Raw genomic sequence first — 18,049 nt, 5'->3', positions numbered from 1 at the left:
CAACGTGTCTCGACTTCGCTCGACACGAACGGAAACTGGGGTTCGGCATTCTGGGCGGCGGTCGATGATGGTCGGGGTCGACGAAGCCGGGCGCGGGCCGCTTGCCGGTCCGGTTGTCGCCGCAGCGGTGATCCTGTGCCCCGACGGCATTGCCGGGCTCGACGACAGCAAGAAACTCTCGGCCAAACGCCGCGCCGAACTCGAAGCCCAGATCAAGGCGAGCTGCCGCTGGGCTGTCGGCGAAGCGAGCGTTGACGAGATCGATCGCATCAACATCTTGCAGGCGACGCTGCTCGCGATGACCCGCGCGGTCGAGGCGTTGGGAATCGAGCCGACCGAGGTGCTCGTCGATGGCAACCGGCTCCCCCAATGGCGCTATGCCGCGCGCGCGATCGTCGGCGGCGACGCGCTGCATCCCTGCATTTCGGCGGCAAGCATCATTGCAAAGGAGCATCGCGACCGCTTCATGATCACCATGGCTCAGGATTTTCCCGGCTTTGGCTGGGAGCGAAATATGGGCTATGGTACCGCCCAGCATCTCGCGGCGCTGCGCCAATATGGCCCGACGCCGCTCCATCGGACCAGCTTTGCCCCGGTCGCTCAAATGCGGCTGGTCTGATCAACAGGAGAGGGTGATGAGCAAGGGATTCACGGCCGACGATGTGTCGGCCCAGACCGGCCGCACCTTTCTGGTCACCGGTGCCAATGCCGGGATCGGGTTTGAAACGGCAAAGGTTCTGGCGGCGCGCGGCGCGCATGTAATCCTGGCGTGCCGCGACGCTATCCGCGGCGAGGCAGCAATGGACCGCATCCGCGGCGATGTTCCCACCGCCGAATTGTCGTTCCAGCCGCTCGATCTCGCCGATCTCGATCAGGTGCGCGAGGCCGCCGCGGCCGTGCTGGCGGGACCGCGGATCGATGTGCTGATCAACAACGCGGGGGTGATGATCCCCCCGAAGACGCTGACCGGGCAGGGGTATGAGCTGCAATTCGGGGTCAATCACCTCGGCACCTTTGCCTTCACTGGGCTGGTCCATGGCCATGTCGAAGACCGCATCGTCATCACCGCCAGTCTGGCGCACAAGGGCGGCACGATCGATTTCAGCGACCTGTCGGCGGCGCGTAGCTATCATAAACTGCCGCGCTATCAGATGAGCAAGCTGGCGAATTTGCTGCATATGTTCGAGCTGGACCGCCGACTGGGCGCCGCGGGGCGTGCGACACAGGCGATCGGGTGCCATCCGGGGGTCGCAATCACCGAACTGACGCGGCACCTGCCGTTTCCGCTGCGCGGCATGACGCCGCTGGCGACACCCTTTTTCAACAGTGCGGCGCAGGGCGCCTGGCCGACCTTGCAGGCGGCCACCGGCGCGCATGTGCAGGGCGGCGATTATCTGGGGCCGCAGGGGCTGGGCGAGGTGTCGGGGCGATCGGGTCCGGCGCGGGCGACACGCACCGCGCGCGATCCGAAGCTGGCGCGGGAATTGTGGGCGCGGTCGGTGGAACTGACCGGAGTTGATCCGGGGATTTGATCCTCCCTGTCGCGAAGCGATGGGGCGGTGGCAGTCCGCAGGACTGACGGAGGGGCCATGGCACTACCGTCGCAAAGCCTCTCCACCATCCGCTTCGCGGAGGGTCCCCCTCCCCATGACTTCGTCACAGGAGGATCAAGTCGAACTTTTTTCCACCACTGAGTCCTCTTCGCCACACCACCACCCGTTGAGTCCCCGAGTCGCACAGGACTCCATATGCTGTGTCAGACTCCTTTCGTTCTCACCCCGTTAACCACTTAGTGACGCGGAATCCCTAGTGTTCTGCGCTTGACGGCGGACTCCGCCGGACTCATCAGGGGCTTCTTTCGGATCTTCGCGGGGGCAAAACATGGGTGTGATGGAACGGGTGAAGACCCCGGCGGTAAAGCAGCGGGCGGCAAAGGCGGCGCCCGTCGAGCTGCCGCTCGACAGCATCCTGCAGGGCGATTGCATCGAAATGATGCGCAGTCTGCCGGCCGCCAGCATCGACATGATCTTTGCCGATCCGCCGTATAACCTCCAGCTTGGCGGCGACCTCCATCGCCCCGATGGCAGCCAGGTCGATGCGGTCAATGACGAGTGGGACAAGTTCGACAGCCTGGCGACCTATGACCGCTTCACCCATGCGTGGCTGAAGGAAGCCAAACGCATCCTGAAACCCGGCGGCAGCATCTGGGTGATCGGCAGCTATCACAATATCTTCCGCGTTGGCGCGGCCTTGCAAGATCAAGGCTATTGGATCCTCAACGACATCGTGTGGCGCAAGGCGAACCCGATGCCCAATTTCAAGGGCACCCGCTTTACCAACGCGCATGAGACGCTGATCTGGGCGTCGATGGGCGAAAAGGCGCGCTACACCTTCAACTATCGCGCGATGAAGACGCTCAACGACGAATTGCAGATGCGCAGCGACTGGCTGATCCCGATCTGCGGCGGGCAGGAGCGGCTGAAAAAGGGTGGCACCAAAGTTCACCCGACGCAGAAGCCCGAGGCGTTGCTCTATCGCATCCTGCTCGCTTGCTCGAACCCCGGCGATGTGGTGCTCGATCCCTTTTTCGGCACCGGCACCACCGGCGCGGTGGCGAAGCGGCTGGGGCGGCATTTCATTGGCATCGAGCGCGAAGATGACTATATCGCAGCGGCGCTGGAGCGGATCGAAATGGCGCTGCCGCTCGACGAGAGCGCGGTGAAGACGATGATGGCGCCGCAGGCGGCGACGCGCGTCGCGTTCGGCATGCTGGTTTCGGACGGCCTGATCGCGCCGGGAACGCTGCTGACCGACGCCAAGCGGCGCTGGAAGGCGAAAGTGCGGGTCGATGGCTCGCTCGATTGCGAAGGCCAGCCCGCAGGGTCGATCCACAAGGTCGGCGCGGGGGTGCAAGGCGCGCCGAGTTGCAACGGCTGGACCTTCTGGCATGTCGACAATGGCAAGGAATTGCGTGTCATCGATGCGGTGCGGCAGGATTGGTTGCTGACCAACGAGGCGTGACATCACAGCGTCATTGCGAGCGAAGCGAAGCAATCCAGGGCGGTTTACGCTACCCTAGATTGCTTAGCTTCGCTCGCAATGACGGGTAAGGGGATAGGCATGTTCCAACCGCTAACCAAACCCGACCTCGGGAGCGCCTCCGCGACCGCAAAAATCTATTGCCGCCCGACCTGCTTCGTCGATCGACCGCACGAGCTTGACGAAAATTGCCTGCGGATTGCCGATATGATGGTCTGGTTTGTCGCGTGGCATGTCAGCCTGCGCGATGGTGCGAGCGTCAAAGCGGCGATCGTCACGGTCGCCGAATGGGGCGACTGGATCGCGGCCATGCCCGATGCATTGGGGCAGGCGGCGACCGCGCAGCGCGCCGGGGTGCTGCGGCCGCGCGGGGCTTTACAGCTCGGCGAACGCTTAGTGCGGCTGAACGAACCGCAGCTGATGGGTATCCTCAACGTCACCCCCGACAGTTTTTCGGACGGCGGCAAGCATGTCGATGCCGTCGCGGCCGCCGACGCGGGCTTTGCCATGGCGACCGCGGGCGCGGCGATCATCGACGTCGGCGGCGAATCGACGCGGCCCGGCGCGCCGCTGGTCTGGGACGGCGACGAAATCAAGCGTGTCGAGGGCGTCGTTGCGGCGCTGGCGAAGGGCGGCGTCGCGGTGTCGATCGACACGCGCAAGGCCGCGGTGATGGAAACAGCGCTCGCTGCGGGGGCGCGGATCGTCAACGATGTGTCGGCGCTGCGCCATGACGACCGCGCGATGGAGGTTGTGCTGGCCGCGAGCTGTCCGGTCGTGCTGATGCACGCGCCGTCGGCGAAGAGCGATCCGCACGAGGGCGGTGGTTACGCCCATGTCCTGTTCGACGTTTACGACATGCTCGCCGAGCGCGTCGCGGCATGTGTTGCTGCGGGAATCGATCCGGCAAAGATTATCGTCGATCCGGGGCTGGGATTCGGCAAGGGGGTTGCCGACAATCTGGCGCTGATCAACGGCCTTGCGCTGTTCCACACATTGGGCTGCCCGATCCTGTTCGGCGCCAGTCGCAAGCGGATGATCGGCGCGCTCGACAATGAGGTACCCGCCGACCAGCGGCTCGGCGGCACCGTCGCGCTGCATTATCAGGCAGCGGCGCACGGCGCGCAATTGCTGCGCGTCCACGACATCGCCGAGAACCGTCAGGCGCTGCGCGTCTGGCGCGGGCTGCGCGACGCGGCGCTCACCGGCTGAGGCGAGCCGAAGCAACCCTCACCGACCTCCCGCGTATCTCTGAGGACCATGGCGCCAGCTCGGCCCCGATCCCCACAGGAGATATTATGCAACTTCCCACCGGCTCGCATGTCGCCGTCGCCGACGGCACCCAGTTTCAGCTGTTCCGCAACAGCGGCACCGAACAGGAACCCAGCCTGAAGGCCGTCGACCTGCCGACGAGCGACGAAGCGGCGCATAATGCCGGGCAGGGCGATACGCCGCGCCAGAATGAGGAAGCCGGCCATGCGGCGTCGGTTGCCGAAGCGCTGAATGCCGCCGTGCTTTCGAATAAGATCAAGCAGCTGGTGGTGATCGCCGATCCGAGCACACTCGGCGAGATGCGCAAACTCTATCACAAGACGCTCGAAGCGGCGCTGGTGGGCGAGATTGCCAAGACGCTGACCAGCCAGTCGACCGACGATATTCTGAAATCGATCGCGAACGCTTAACCGGCTTACAGGCTGTAGCCACCGTCGCTGGTCAGCACGCTGCCGGTGATGGTGGCGGCGGCATCGGACAGCAGGAACAGGATCTGCGCAGCGGTTTCCTCCGCGGTCGCATAGCGGCCGAGCGGGGTCGCCATTTTGGCCATGGCCGTCATCGCGGCATCGCGCGACCCTTCACTCGCGATCAGGTCGGCGAAAAAGGGCATGTCATCCCATATCGGCGTATCAACCCCGCCCGGCGCAATCGCGTTGACGCGGATGCCGTGCGGCGCGCCTTCCTTGGCGGCGACTTTGGTGAGCAGGATCAATGCCGCCTTGGACGCGCCATAGGCGCCGACGCCCGGTTCGGCCTTGATGCCGGATATCGATGCCGTGGTGACGATTGCGCCGCCGCGGCCGTGCGCGGTCATTGCGCGCATCGCAGCCTGCAAGCTGAGCATCGCCCCGTCGAGGTTGACCGCCAGCAAGCGCCGCCAGGCCATGAAATCGATATCGACGATCGGGGCGGCGTCGCTGATCCCGGCGTTGACGACCGCGAGGTCCACGGCGGAGAAGCCGTCGGCGCGTGATTGCCACATATTTGGGTCGGTAACATCGTCGCCGCGGCTACGATCGATGCCGATAACCGTCGCGCCCGCAGCGCGCAAAGCGTTCGCGACCGCCAGGCCGATGCCCGAGGCATCGCCCGTGACGAGTGCAGTCCTGCCGGAAAAATCAGAATTCATTGCCGCAAAATATCGGCGTCAGGCGGCGGTGTCGATCCCGAGATCGCTGAGCTTGCGATACAGCGTCGAACGGCCGATGCCGAGGCGGCGGGCGACTTCGCTCATCCGGCCGCGATAATGACCGATGGCGAGGCGGATGACGTCGGCCTCGATTTCTTCGAGCGGGCGCAAATTGCCGTCGGGCAGGTAGAGGGTGACGCCGATGGCTTCGCCGTTGATCGCGATCTCGCCCTCGCCGCTGGGGCTACCGCCGCCGAGCGTCGCCTCGATGGCGCGGAAGTCTGCACTGGTCAGCACATCGGTCTTGCTGTTCACCGCGGCGCGGAACAGCACGTCCTGCAACTGGCGGACATTGCCCGGCCAGGCATAGGCGGCGAGCAGGCGCAGCGCGTCGTCGGTGATTCCGATCGGCCCCATGCCGGGAAGTCCGCCGATGCGCGCGAGCAAGTGGCGGGCGAGCGGGCCGACGTCGCCGCGGCGCTCGCTTAGCGAGGGGAGGGTGAACTGCGCGCTCGACAGCGCATAATATAGGTCTTCGCGGAAATGCCCCGCCTCGATCAGCTTTTCGAGCGGGCTGGTGCTGGTTGCGATGATGCGAACGTCGACGCTCTGGCGGATCGAGCCGCCGATCATCTGGACTTCGCCGCTGCTCAGAAATTCGACCAGCTTGGCCTGGGTTTCGAGCGGGATACATTCGACATGGTCGATTATGACGCTGCCGCCGTCGGCCTGGACCAGCCGTCCGACCTGACGGTCGAAGGCGCCGGCGAAGGCCCCGCGCTCGTGGCCGAACAAGCCCGAACCAATCAGTCCGGGAGACACTGCCGAACAATCGACCATCACCAGTGCGCCGCGGGCGCGCGGGCTGGCGCTATGGATCGCGCGGGCAAAGACTTCCTTGCCGGTGCCGGGGCGGCCGTTGATCATGACGGGGACGCGGGCGCGGGCGGCCTTGGCGGCGATCGCGAGCGCGCTTCGGAAATTGGGGCTCGACCCGATGATTTCCTCGAAGGCGAGCGGCGCGCGCAGTTTTTCGGTCAGCGGGCGCAGTTCGCCTTGCGGGCCGCTGGTCGACACGATGCGGTCGAGGGCTTCGAGCAGGCGGTCGGGGGCGATCGGTTTCTGGACGAAGTCGCTAGCCCCGGCGCGCATCGCGCCGACCGCAACCTCGACCCCGTTGCGCATCGTGATGACGATGAGCGGCAGGGCGGGGCGCCAGCGGCGCAGTTCGGCGACAAATTCGGCCATGTCCATGCCGGGCGTACCCTGATCGACGAGCACGGCGTCGAGTGCCATGCCTTCCTGGGTGCCGAGCTTGGCGAGCGCGGTGTCGGTGTCGCCCGCAACGACACTGCGCCAGCCGCCGCGCGATACCAGCGCCGCCAAAAAACGTTGCTGCGCCGGCTCGCTGTCGACGATCATCACTGTTCGCGTGTCGCGCGTCGTTGCCATCGTGTTCGAATCTGCCCTTGTTCGGCGCCGTCGTGCCGATTCCTCCGCTCAAGTGCTGTGATGTACGCCACACCGGTAAAGGGGCGATTAAGGCCGTTCGATTTTTGCAGCGACAGGCGCAGACCCAAAGCGCCCCTTGAGCATATGCGGTCGCGTGGCTAAGACCGGCGCGAAGGCCGATTCTGGGCCGGGCGCGGCGCGCCTGTGCCGGGGAAACGGCGGCTGAAGGGGAAAGAGCCATGGCAGAGCAGGAAATGAAGGCAGCGGAAGAAACCTATTCGGGTTTCCTCAGCCTGTTTAAAGTCGGATCGATCATCACCGCGATCGTGACCGTCTTCGTCGTTCTCCTCATCGCGTCCTGACAGGGTCGGCATGCGCATCGCTGTCCTGAAGGAGCTCGCCGCTGGCGAAACCCGCGTCGCCGCAACACCCGAAACGGTGAAGAAATTCATTGGCTTGGGCGCCGACGTTGCCGTCGAAACGGGAGCAGGCGTAGCGGCCTCGGTCGCCGATGCCGACTATAGCGCCGCGGGCGCCACCGTCGCCACCCGCGCCGAGGTGCTGAAGGGCGCAAACATCATCCTGGCGATTCAGGGGCCGGATCCTAAGGGGCTGAGCGGCTTTGCCGACGGCGCTTGGCTGGCGGCAGGACTCAACCCGTTCGGCGAGCGCGCGCGGGTCGACGACTATGCCAAGCTGGGCATTGAGGCGCTGGCGATGGAATTTATGCCGCGTATCACGCGCGCGCAGTCGATGGATATCTTGTCGAGTCAGGCGAATCTGGCGGGCTACAAGGCGGTGCTGATGGCGGCGAACGCCTATGGCCGCGCCTTTCCAATGATGATGACCGCGGCGGGCACCGTCAGCGCCGCGAAGGCGTTTGTGATGGGTGTCGGCGTTGCCGGTCTTCAGGCGATCGCCACCGCCCGCCGTCTGGGCGCGCAGGTCAGCGCCACCGACGTGCGCGCCGCGACCAAGGAACAGATCATGTCACTCGGCGCCAAGCCGATTTTCGTCGAGAGCGTCGCGGGGATCGAGGGCGAAGGCGCGGGCGGCTATGCCACCGAAATGTCCGACGAATATAAGGCGGCGCAGGCCGAACTCGTATCGTCGCACATCGCCAAGCAGGATATCGTCATCACCACCGCGCTGATCCCGGGGCGCCCCGCGCCAAGGCTGATTTCGGACGCGCAGCTCGCCACGATGCGCACCGGCAGCGTCATCGTCGACATGGCAGCCGAAAGCGGCGGCAACGTCGAGGGATCGGTTTCGGGCGAAGCAAAGCGCATCCACGGCGTCACCGTGATCGGCGCGAGCAACATCGCGGCGCTGATGCCCGCCGACACCAGCGCGCTGTTCAGCCGCAACCTGTTCAATTTCCTGTCGGCCTTTTGGGACAAGGAAGCGGGCAAGCCCGTGCTCGACGAAGAAATCGGCAATGCGATCCGTCTTACGCAGGGCGGCAAAGTGGTGAACGAGCGCCTGCTCTGATGGGGTTGTTCAGCGCCAGCGACCTCGACGTTACATCGGCTGCGGCCGAGTTCGGGCACGCGCTGATTGCTGGCGAAACGATCCTGGCGGCGTTCCGCACGATCCGGGATTCGGTGCTGCTGACCGATCAGCGGCTGATCTATATCAACGTGCAAGGGCTGACCGGATCAAAAGTCGAGTTTCAGTCGGTTCCGTGGCGATCGGTGGTCCGCTTCTCGCTCGAGACGGCGGGAACATTCGACCTCGATGCCGATATGAAAATCTGGGTGTCGGGCGCAACCGAACCTTTACAGGTCAAAATTTCGCGCAAGAGCGATCCGCGTGTCATTCAGCGGATCATGGCCGAGCAGACGCTGCTCAAGCGCTAATCGCTGCGATCTGGCCGCGACCACTTGCGCGGTTGAGAATGGACCGGTTTTCCTAGCGCAATGAAACTATTCTGCCTCGCGGTGCGTCTATTCGACGGAGCAGACGTAGCTACGTCTGCAGAGGCGTGGCCCGCCGCCGAACCGAATGGTCGCCCAATTTTGCGGGTTCAAAAGGAGATTTTTTATGACGCGCGCTATGTTGTTTACCGCCGTTGCCGCCGCCGGACTGGGCCTTGCGGGCTGCAATAGCAGCCCCGAAACCCCGGCAACCGAAACCACGACCGTGGCCGAAGGCGAAATGGCGCCGGTTGAAACCGCAGGGGCCAATCCGACGGTCGGCGGCGCCGAAATGCTGGCGACAAAGAATATCGTCGAAAACGCGTCGGCCTCGCCGATTCACAAGACGCTGGTTGCTGCGGTGACGCAGGCAGGTTTGGTCGAAACGCTGTCGGGCGCGGGCCCGTTCACGGTCTTCGCACCGACCGACGCGGCCTTCTCCCAGGTTGCGCCGGTAACGCGTGATGGCTGGATGCGTCCGGCGCAGAAGGAAGTGCTGGCAGGCGTGCTGACCTATCATGTCGTCCCCGGTAAGGTGATGGCGGCCGATCTCGCGTCGCAGATCACCGCGGGCGGCGGCAAAGCCACGCTGAAGACCGTCGAAGGCCAGGATCTGACCGCGACGCAGAGCGGCGATTCGATCATCCTGACCAGCGCCAGCGGTAACAAGGCGACCGTGACGCAGGCCGACGTCGGGCAGTCGAACGGCGTGATCCACGTTGTCGATGCGGTGCTTGTGCCCAAGATGTAATGCGGCAGGCCGGTTAACCGGCCTCCACGACATTTAATGTCCCGATCGGCCCGTATTTCTCATTTTTGAGAGATGCGGGCCTTTCTTTTTGGCCGCTTTGGAGTCGACACGCTGGCGTGTGCGCGGCAAGAGGTGCGCCAAGCGGAATCAGCAGGGGAGCGTGCCGTGGATTTCATCGCGATATTTTCGATTTTTATCCTGGCGTGTTTCGTCGGCTATTTTGTCGTGTGGTCGGTGACCCCGGCGCTGCACACGCCGCTGATGAGCGTCACCAACGCCATTTCGTCGGTGATCATTGTGGGTGCGCTGATTGCCAGCGCCGCCGCTGGATCTGCCTCGTCGAAGTGGCTGGGGCTGGCCGCGGTCGTCATGGCGAGCATCAATATATTCGGCGGCTTTGCGGTCACCGCGCGCATGCTGGCGATGTACAAGAAAAAGGAGCGCTGAGATGGACTTTCAGTCGATCCTTTCCGCCGCAGCGGGCGAGCATGGCCTGGCCGTCAATCCTTGGGCCGCGGTGGCCTATCTGGTCGCGGGCGTGCTCTTCATCCTCTCGCTGCGCGGGCTGTCGAGCCCGGCGACGGCGCAAAGCGGCAACCGCTTTGGCATGATGGGGATGACGATCGCGGTCGTCACCACCCTCGTGACCCACGTGCCGTGGAAAACCAGCGACGCCACCAACAGCTATGTCGGCCTCGATTTGGTCGGGATCGCCGAAATCCTGGGCGCAATCGCGATCGGTGCCGTTATCGGTATCGTCATGGCGCGCCGCATCGCAATGACCGCAATGCCGCAGTTGGTTGCGGCATTCCACAGCTTGGTCGGCCTTGCCGCGGTGGCGGTGGCGGCCGCCGCCTATCTCAATCCGCAAGCGTTCGGCATCGCCGATGCGGCGGGGCAGATTTACACGGTCAGCCGCATCGAAATGGGGCTGGGCATCGCGATCGGCGCGATCACCTTCTCGGGCTCGGTCATCGCTTTCCTCAAACTCAACGGCAATATGTCGGGCGCGGCGATCATGCTACCCGGGCGCCATATCATCAACCTGGGGACGCTAGCTGCGATCATCGGGCTGGTCGCCTATTTCACCGTCGATCAGTCGCCGTGGGTGTTCTGGACCGTGACGGGCTTGAGCTTCCTGATCGGTTTCCTGCTGATCATCCCGATCGGCGGCGCCGACATGCCGGTCGTCGTGTCGATGCTCAACAGCTATTCGGGCTGGGCCGCGGCGGCGATGGGCTTCACCCTCGGCAACACCGCGATGATCATCACCGGCGCCCTCGTCGGTTCGTCGGGCGCCATCCTGTCGTACATCATGTGCCGCGCAATGAACCGCAGCTTCATCAGCGTGTTTGCGGGCGGCTTCGGCGCCGACGCCGCGGCGAGCGATGGCGGATCGAAGGAACAAAGGCCTTGGAAACCGGGCAGCGCCGACGACGCCGCGTTCTTGATGAGCCAAGCCGACACCGTCATCATCGTTCCCGGCTACGGCATGGCGGTGGCGCAGGCGCAGCACGCGCTGCGCGAAATGGGCGACCTGCTGAAGAAAGAGGGCGTGACGGTCAAATATGCGATCCATCCGGTCGCCGGCCGCATGCCGGGCCATATGAACGTGCTGCTCGCCGAAGCGAATGTGCCGTATGACGAGGTTTTCGAGCTGGAGGACATCAACGGCGAGTTCGCGCAGGCCGACGTCGCGTTCGTCATCGGCGCCAATGACGTGACCAACCCGTCAGCCAAGACCGACAAGACATCGCCGATTTACGGCATGCCGGTGCTCGACGTCGAAAAAGCCAAGACGGTGCTGTTCGTGAAGCGATCGATGGGCGGCGTCGGTTATGCCGGGGTCGACAACGACGTCTTTTACATGGACCAAACGATGATGCTGCTCGGCGATGCCAAGAAGATGACCGATGACATCGTCAAGGCGCTGAATGGTAGCGGACACTAATTCCACAGCCATTGACCCGAATCGGCATCCCGGCGAAGGCCGGGATCTCAACCTCGCGTCATAAATTGACGTGGAGACCCCGGCCTTCGCCGGGGTGAGGACGAAGGGACAAGGGGCTATATGCGTAAAATCGGCCTGATCGGCGGCATGAGCTGGGCATCGACCGAGCTGTATTACCGGCACCTCAACAAGGGTGTGCAGAAACGCCTCGGCACCGCCTGTTCGGCGCCGATCATGCTCGAAAGCCTCAACTACTGCGACCTGTCGCGGCTGACCACGCCCAAACAATGGGCGCATGCGAAAGATGTTCTGATCGCATCGGCGCAGCGGCTGGAGGCAGCGGGCGCGACCGCGCTGATGATCGCCGCCAATTCGATGCACAAGGTGGCCGAGGATGTCGCCGCGGCGATCTCGATCCCGCTGCTCCATATCGTCGACGAAACCGGCGAAAAGATGAAGGCCGATGGGATCAAGGCGGCGGCCGTCATCGGCACGCGCAATGTGATGACCGAAGCCTGGTTCCGCCAGCGACTGGTCCGGCACGGGCTGACGCTGGCCCCCTACGACATGAGCCGCGCCGACGAGATCGACCGGATTATTTACGAAGAGCTGATGCAGGGCAAGGCGAACGAAAGCTCGCGTCGCACGATGAAAACCTTCATCACCGACATCGCCAAGCAGGACATTCAGGCGATCGTGCTGGCATGCACCGAGCTGGTGATGCTGGTCGATCCCGACGCCAATGTGCTGCCGATCTATGACACGACACGGATTCACGTTGCGGCGGGCGTGGACTGGATTTTGGGGGATGAGGCCTAGCTCAACATTGTGATTCCGTTCGCATCGAACGAAGTCGAGATGCCTATCGGTCCGGCATGACTTCGGGGTATCTCGACTTCGCTCGACACGAACGGGCATTCACAAAGATCAGCTCATCTTCGTCCACGTCACCGTCCGGCAAAACACGCTGACGCAGCCCTTCATCGTCAGCTTGCCACCCTTCACGCGCAGATGCGCGTTGTAGTAGCGCCCGTCCTCGGGGCTATAGCCCTCGCCCTTCCAACCATTGCCGTGCGGGACCAGATCCCAATAGATTTGCAGCCCGGTGATCTGGCGGCCCCGCTTCGCCTTGTCGGGATTTCGCTCGTCGAGCTGGCCGCCCGCAGGCTGCTTGACAAGGACGCGCTCGATCCGCCCGCACATCTTGTTGCCGCACGCGGCCATGACGACAACACCCTTGCCGTCGTCGGTTTTCCAGCGTCCGGTTATCGGCGCGGGCGCGGCGGCCATCGATGGCACGGCAATAAGCGCAACGAGCGCCAATGATAATCTGGTAAGCAAAGCGACCTCTCCCGGGTTTTAGCTACACGCATGTCAGCAACCCGCTTGGCATCCGTCAAGTCTTGCCGCATGTTCTCCCAAAATCAGGGGAGAGAGCGATGCGATTCCACGGCTTTCACGCGGCAACGCTGGGCATATTGGCGGCCTTCGTTGCCGTTCCGGCGGGCGCCAAGATGATCAGCGTCAGTGCGACAACGCCCGACACCAATGAAAAGCTGCAAGAAGCACTAATCCTGGCCGAGCCGGGAGATGTCGTGCAGCTGGGCGCCGGGGTGTGGAAGCTGGTCGATGGCCTGTCGCTCGATGTTCCCAATGTCACGGTGCGCGGCGCCGGGGCGGGCGAGGGCGGATCGGTGCTCGACTTTACCGGCCAGCAGGGCGCGGGCGAGGGGCTGCTGGTCACCAGCGACGATGTGTATCTGACCAATTTTGCGGTGCTCAACACCAAGGGTGACGGGATCAAATCGAAGGGCGCCGACCGCATCGTCTATCACCAACTCCGCGTCGAATGGACCGCGGGGCCGAAAGAAACCAACGGCGCCTATGGCATCTATCCGGTCGAAAGCACCGACGTGCTGATCGACAGCGTTTATGTGCGCGGCGCGTCGGACGCAGGCATCTATGTCGGCCAGTCGAAAAATATCATCGTGCGCGAATCAATCGCGACCGAGAATGTCGCGGGGATCGAGATCGAGAATAGCTATAACGCCGACGTCCACGACAATATCGCGACGAAGAACACCGGCGGCATTTTGGTGTTCGACCTGCCCAGCCTGCCGATGCAGGGCGGGCATAATGTCCGGGTGTTCGAGAATATCGTCAACGACAACAGCACGCCGAACTTTGCGCCGAAGGGCAATATCGTCGCGAGCGTGCCGACCGGCACCGGGGTGCTGGTGATGGCGAACCGCCATGTCGAGATTTTCGACAATATCTTCGACAACAACGGCACCGCCAATGTGATGATCGTCGGCTATCGGTACGAGCACAAAGATCCGAAATATCAACCGCTGCCGCGGCAGATCGTCGTGCGCGGCAATCAGCATGGCAAGGCGGGCTATGCGCCCAAATTCGCCGGAGGCGACGTGATCGCGGCGGCGATGGGCGGAAGCATCCCGCCGGTGCTGTGGGACGGTTCCGGCGACGCGATCGTGCTCGACAAGGTCGGTGTGCTGTCGCTGAACCTGCCCGATGTCAAAACGCCGCAGAGCGAGGCGAAACCGTCGCCTGCCGATTTGTCAAAGGGCACGCCGCCCGCGGCGCTGCCCGCGATCAAACTGCCCGATGCGATGGAGGCGAAGGTCCGGTGAAGCGCGTTTTGGCCGCGCTCGGCGCGGCGCTGCTATGTTCGAGCGGCGGCGCGGCGGTCGTGGTGACGGCGCCCGAACCCGACCAGTCGGTGATCGAAGGCAGCAGCCTGCCGCCCAAATTGTCGGCGTTCCGGCTTTTTTGGCCTGAATCGTCGCAACCGCTCGAATCGTTGACGCCCTATACGCTGCGTACCGCGCTGTTCTCGGACTATAGCGAGAAGCACCGGATGTTCTGGATTCCGAAAGGCCGAAAAGCTTCGGTCGCCGCCGACGGCAGCATTGCATTCCCCGTGGGCAGCATAATCGCCAAAAGCTTTGGTTGGCCGGACGTCAACGGCGGACGCGCGGTCGAAACCCGCCTATTGATCCATCGCGACGCAGGCTGGGTCGCGCTGCCCTATATCTGGGACGCCGACGGCAAGGACGCGACGCTGGCGCTCGGCGGGCGGCGGGTGCCGGTAAGCTTTAAAAGTCCGGACGGTGAAACGCATGCCATCCGCTACGCGGTGCCGAACAAGAACCAGTGTAAGGAATGCCACAGCCTGTCGGGCGAGATCGTGCCTATCGGCCCCAAGACGCGGAATTTCGTATTGCCGACAGCGGCTACCGACTATTGGCGCGGCATAAGCTTTGACAAGCCTGCGGCGCTGCAGCCAACGATGCCGCAATGGGACGATCCCAAGTCGGGCAGCGTCGCCGCCCGCGCCCGCGCCTATCTCGACGTCAATTGCGCCCATTGCCACAATCCGGCGGGCAGCGCGTCGAACAGCGGGCTATTCCTGCGCTGGACCGACGATCCGAGGGGCGTGAACTATGGCATCGGCAAGCGCCCGACCGCGGCGGGGCGCGGCAGCGCGGGCATGGATTTTGCCATTGCGCCGGGCGACGCGGCGCACAGCTTTATGATCTATCGCCTCGAAAGCACCGACCCGGGGGTTGCGATGCCCGAGGTCGGGCGGTCGACGGTACACAAGGAAGGTGCGGCGCTGCTGCGGCAATGGATTGCGGAAATGCCGAAGGGCGGGGACTAGTTGCCGTTCGGCCTTGAATGAATGGCGTCCCCCTCATATTCGTCATCCCGGCGAAAGCCGGGATCTCACCTTCGCGTCCCGATGCTCCGTCGAGATCCCGGCCTTCGCCGGGATGACGATAAAAGGTTCTCCCATGACGTCGCTCGTCCTCCACGACTATTTCCGTTCCTCGGCCAGCTATCGCGTGCGGATCGCGCTCAACCTGAAGGGGTTGGATTATGAGCGCGTCGAGGTCAGCCTGATTGCCGGCGAACAGCGCAGCGACGCCTATCTCGAACTCAACGCGCAGGGCTTTGTCCCGATGCTGGTCGCCGATGGCGAGCCGATCATCCAGAGCATGGCGATCATCGACTGGCTCGACCGCGCCTTTCCCGAACCACGGCTGATCCCCGAGGATGCGATGCCGCGCGCGGTGGCGCTGGCGCAGGCGCAGGTGGTGGCGAGCGACATCCATCCGCTTAACAATCTGCGGGTGCTAAAATATTTGACCCGCGATCTGGGTCTGAACGAGCAGACCAAGGACCGCTGGATCGCAACCTGGATCGCGCAGGGGTTCGAGGCGCTGGAAGCGATGGCGGGCGACGGAACCTATCTGGGCGGCGACACCCCCAGCATCGCCGACTGCTGTCTGGTGCCGCAGATGTACAACGCGCGGCGGTTCGAAGTGCCGCTGGACGATTATCCGCGGCTGGTGGCGATCGACGCGGAGTGTCTGGAACTGGAGGCGTTTCAGAAAGCGCATCCCGACGCGGTCAAGACCGCGTGATTCGGCTGCTTGCGGGAACTGTCGCGCTGTTCTTGCCGGCGGCGACGATGGCGCAGGTAACGGAGAACGCGGCCGAAGAAATCATCATTCCTGCAAGGGTCGTTTCGCGCGAAGAAATCGTCGTATCGGGGAGCGGCCTGTTACGTGAATCGGACAGCGATCTCATCCAATCGTCCAATATATTGCTGGATGTGAAGCCCGGCCTCGGCGCGCGGATCGAGAACCGTTTGCGCGACGAATCCGGCATCGTCCAGTTCCGCCGCAGCGACGGGCGCAGCGCGCATCCGACGAGCCAGGGCGTCACGCTGCGCGGCCTCGGCGGCAATGCATCGAGCCGCGCGCTCGTCACCCTCGACGGCGTACCGCAAGCCGATCCTTTCGGCGGCTGGGTGGCGTGGTCGGCTTATGATGCGATCAGCCTTGGCGGTATCGTTGTGACGCGCGGAGGTGGCAGCGGCGCCGACGGCCCCGGCGCGCTGGCGGGCACCATAGGCCTCCATTCGACGATGACCGACGGGATTGCCGCGAGCGCCGCCTATGGCAACCGCGGTAGCTGGGACTTGTCGGCGAGCGCAGGGGGCGAGCTGGGTCATGGGCAGGTCGCGGTCGACGGCCGCTACAGCCGTGGCGACGGCTTCATTCCCGTCGCCAGGGACCAGCGCGGCGCGGTCGATCGAGCGGCCCCTTATGAGCAGGGCGGACTAGGGCTGCGCCTGCGATTCGACGCGGGCGACGACAGCCGTATCGAGGCAAGCCTCCGCAGTTTGTCAGACCGGCGCGACCGGGGGACCGATTTCTCGGCCAGCAAGGTCGACGGCGTCGATGCCAGCGTGCGGTTCATCCATGATCCGGTGGCGACGACGCAATGGCTGGCGCTCGCCTATATCCAGCTGCGCGATTTCGAGAGCGGGTTCGCGAGCGTTGCGGCGGGTCGGAACAGTGTCGCTCCCGCGCTTTTTCAGCGTGTCCCCGCGACCGGCCTTGGCGCGCGCTTCGAACTTCGCCCGGCGATTGGCGGCGCAAACCCGCTCCGCACCGGCGTCGACTGGCGCCGCACGACCGGCCGCACCGAGGAGGATTTCTTCTTCGCGGGTACCGTCCCCGGCCGCCACCGCATTGCGGGCGGCAGCAGCGACACCGTCGGCGCCTTCGCCGAATGGACCTCGGGCGACGCTGGTGACGTTTTCCTCTGGACGCTTAGCGGCCGCGTCGATCGCTGGTGGCTCGGCGAGGGCTTTCGCCTCGAACGCAATATCGGCGGCACGATGATTACAAACCTTGGTTTTGCCGCACGGCAGGGTTGGGAAGGCAGCGGCCGCGCGGGCGTGCGCTGGTCGTCGGACTTCGTATTGCTTCGCGCCGCGGGCTATCGCGGCTGGCGCCTGCCGACGCTGAACGAACTTTACCGCCCGTTCCGCGTCGGGGCCGAGGTGACGACGGCGAACGAAATGCTGAAGCCCGAACGGTTGTGGGGCGTCGAGGTCGGCGTCGACTGGAACCGCGACGATACCAAGCTGTCGGCCACGCTGTTCGTGAACCATCTGACCAATGCCATCGCCAATGTGACCTTGGCGCCGAACCTGAACCAGCGGCAGAATCTGGACGCGATCGACACCAAGGGTGTCGAGATCAGCGCCGAACAGAAGATCGAATTTCTGACGCTGCGCGCGACCTATGCGCTGACCGACGCCACGGTCGATGCGTCGCGCGGCGCGGCGGCGCTCGACGGTCGCCGTCCGGCGCAGATCGCGAAGCATAGCGGCAGCGTTTCGCTGCGTAGCAATGCCAGCGGCCCGTTGGGCGGCTTCGCGACGCTGCGCTACGTGGGTAAACAGAATGAGGACGACCTTGGGCTGCTCCAACTCGACGATGCGCTGACGCTCGACGCCGGTGTGACGTGGCGGCTCGCCGACGCGATCAGTCTGGAAGCGCGTGGCGAAAATCTGTTCGATGAGCTGGTGCCTGCCGCAATCTCTTCGGCAGGGATCGTCGAGCGGGCGACGCCGCGGACCTTGTGGATCGGTGCGCGGGTGGAATTCTAACACCTCCTTGGGGAGTGTGGGCCAGGCGGGGTGGGGGGAGCACGGG

19 protein-coding genes are annotated in these 18,049 nt (G+C 64.2%); 16 read left to right on the top strand and 3 right to left on the bottom strand.

The annotated features are described in order from the left end of the window. Positions 1–64 precede the first annotated feature (64 nt). The 5 genes from K0M74_RS10905 to K0M74_RS10885 all read left to right on the top strand — a co-directional run bounded on the left by K0M74_RS10905 (position 65) and on the right by K0M74_RS10885 (position 4,721). On the top strand, positions 65–619 hold the full coding sequence (locus tag K0M74_RS10905; RefSeq protein WP_293971817.1) for a ribonuclease HII: 555 nt from the start codon (positions 65–67) through the stop codon (positions 617–619). Positions 620–635: 16 nt separating this feature from the next. Further along, positions 636–1,532, top strand: coding sequence for an oxidoreductase (locus K0M74_RS10900; RefSeq protein ID WP_293971814.1), 897 nt, complete (start codon positions 636–638; stop codon positions 1,530–1,532). A gap of 349 nt (positions 1,533–1,881) precedes the next feature. Continuing rightward, positions 1,882–3,021: a site-specific DNA-methyltransferase gene (locus tag K0M74_RS10895; RefSeq protein WP_293971811.1), complete on the top strand. Its 1,140-nt coding sequence runs from the start codon at positions 1,882–1,884 to the stop codon at positions 3,019–3,021. A gap of 99 nt (positions 3,022–3,120) precedes the next feature. Beyond that, positions 3,121–4,251: a dihydropteroate synthase gene (folP, locus tag K0M74_RS10890; RefSeq protein WP_293971808.1), complete on the top strand. Its 1,131-nt coding sequence runs from the start codon at positions 3,121–3,123 to the stop codon at positions 4,249–4,251. An 86-nt stretch (positions 4,252–4,337) separates the two neighbouring features. Next, the gene (locus K0M74_RS10885; protein ID WP_293971805.1) at positions 4,338–4,721 is read left to right on the top strand and encodes a host attachment family protein; all 384 of its coding nucleotides are present in this window, start codon (positions 4,338–4,340) and stop codon (positions 4,719–4,721) included. A gap of 5 nt (positions 4,722–4,726) precedes the next feature. Here the strand turns inward: K0M74_RS10885 and K0M74_RS10880 are convergent, their stop codons facing one another. Then, entirely contained in the window at positions 4,727–5,443 is a 717-nt protein-coding gene (locus tag K0M74_RS10880; protein WP_293971802.1) for an SDR family NAD(P)-dependent oxidoreductase, read from the bottom strand. An 18-nt stretch (positions 5,444–5,461) separates the two neighbouring features. Continuing rightward, on the bottom strand, positions 5,462–6,895 hold the full coding sequence (locus K0M74_RS10875) for a sigma-54 dependent transcriptional regulator (protein ID WP_293971799.1): 1,434 nt from the start codon (positions 6,893–6,895) through the stop codon (positions 5,462–5,464). A gap of 239 nt (positions 6,896–7,134) precedes the next feature. On the opposite strand from K0M74_RS10875, the gene K0M74_RS10870 reads away from it, so the two are divergent. The 7 genes from K0M74_RS10870 to K0M74_RS10840 all read left to right on the top strand — a co-directional run bounded on the left by K0M74_RS10870 (position 7,135) and on the right by K0M74_RS10840 (position 12,332). Next, complete coding sequence (locus K0M74_RS10870) at positions 7,135–7,257, top strand: aa3-type cytochrome c oxidase subunit IV (RefSeq protein WP_088441684.1); 123 nt, start codon at positions 7,135–7,137, stop codon at positions 7,255–7,257. A gap of 10 nt (positions 7,258–7,267) precedes the next feature. Further along, positions 7,268–8,386, top strand: a complete 1,119-nt coding sequence (locus K0M74_RS10865; RefSeq protein ID WP_293971794.1) for an NAD(P) transhydrogenase subunit alpha — start codon at positions 7,268–7,270, stop codon at positions 8,384–8,386. Beyond that, positions 8,386–8,754, top strand: a complete 369-nt coding sequence (locus K0M74_RS10860) for a PH domain-containing protein (RefSeq protein ID WP_293971791.1) — start codon at positions 8,386–8,388, stop codon at positions 8,752–8,754. Before K0M74_RS10865 ends, K0M74_RS10860 begins: the two co-directional genes overlap by 1 nt. A gap of 184 nt (positions 8,755–8,938) precedes the next feature. Next, complete coding sequence (locus K0M74_RS10855; protein ID WP_293971788.1) at positions 8,939–9,562, top strand: fasciclin domain-containing protein; 624 nt, start codon at positions 8,939–8,941, stop codon at positions 9,560–9,562. A gap of 165 nt (positions 9,563–9,727) precedes the next feature. Further along, complete coding sequence (locus K0M74_RS10850) at positions 9,728–10,009, top strand: proton-translocating transhydrogenase family protein (RefSeq protein WP_088441687.1); 282 nt, start codon at positions 9,728–9,730, stop codon at positions 10,007–10,009. Position 10,010: 1 nt separating this feature from the next. After that, positions 10,011–11,513, top strand: a complete 1,503-nt coding sequence (locus K0M74_RS10845; protein WP_293971781.1) for an NAD(P)(+) transhydrogenase (Re/Si-specific) subunit beta — start codon at positions 10,011–10,013, stop codon at positions 11,511–11,513. A gap of 120 nt (positions 11,514–11,633) precedes the next feature. Further along, complete coding sequence (locus tag K0M74_RS10840) at positions 11,634–12,332, top strand: amino acid racemase (protein WP_293971778.1); 699 nt, start codon at positions 11,634–11,636, stop codon at positions 12,330–12,332. A gap of 108 nt (positions 12,333–12,440) precedes the next feature. Here K0M74_RS10840 and K0M74_RS10835 read toward each other — a convergent pair whose 3' ends face one another. Further along, positions 12,441–12,803, bottom strand: a complete 363-nt coding sequence (locus tag K0M74_RS10835) for a DUF2147 domain-containing protein (RefSeq protein ID WP_293971775.1) — start codon at positions 12,801–12,803, stop codon at positions 12,441–12,443. Between the two features lie 149 nt (positions 12,804–12,952). Between K0M74_RS10835 and K0M74_RS10830 the strand changes: the two genes are divergently transcribed. The 4 genes from K0M74_RS10830 to K0M74_RS10815 all read left to right on the top strand — a co-directional run bounded on the left by K0M74_RS10830 (position 12,953) and on the right by K0M74_RS10815 (position 18,003). Beyond that, complete coding sequence (locus K0M74_RS10830) at positions 12,953–14,164, top strand: parallel beta-helix domain-containing protein (RefSeq protein WP_293971772.1); 1,212 nt, start codon at positions 12,953–12,955, stop codon at positions 14,162–14,164. Beyond that, positions 14,161–15,195, top strand: coding sequence for an SO2930 family diheme c-type cytochrome (locus K0M74_RS10825; protein WP_293971769.1), 1,035 nt, complete (start codon positions 14,161–14,163; stop codon positions 15,193–15,195). Before K0M74_RS10830 ends, K0M74_RS10825 begins: the two co-directional genes overlap by 4 nt. 133 nt (positions 15,196–15,328) lie before the next feature. Further along, positions 15,329–15,961, top strand: coding sequence for a maleylacetoacetate isomerase (gene maiA, locus K0M74_RS10820; RefSeq protein WP_293971766.1), 633 nt, complete (start codon positions 15,329–15,331; stop codon positions 15,959–15,961). Continuing rightward, positions 15,958–18,003, top strand: coding sequence for a TonB-dependent receptor (locus tag K0M74_RS10815; protein ID WP_293971763.1), 2,046 nt, complete (start codon positions 15,958–15,960; stop codon positions 18,001–18,003). The genes maiA and K0M74_RS10815 overlap by 4 nt, the downstream gene beginning before the upstream one ends. The last annotated feature ends 46 nt before the right edge of the window (positions 18,004–18,049 follow it).

The sequence above is a fragment of the Sphingopyxis sp. genome, assembly GCF_019459305.1.
In the GTDB taxonomy this organism is placed as follows: domain Bacteria; phylum Pseudomonadota; class Alphaproteobacteria; order Sphingomonadales; family Sphingomonadaceae; genus Sphingopyxis.
Note: the sequence above shows the minus strand (reverse complement) of the source record. Positions and strands in the feature narration are given on the sequence as shown.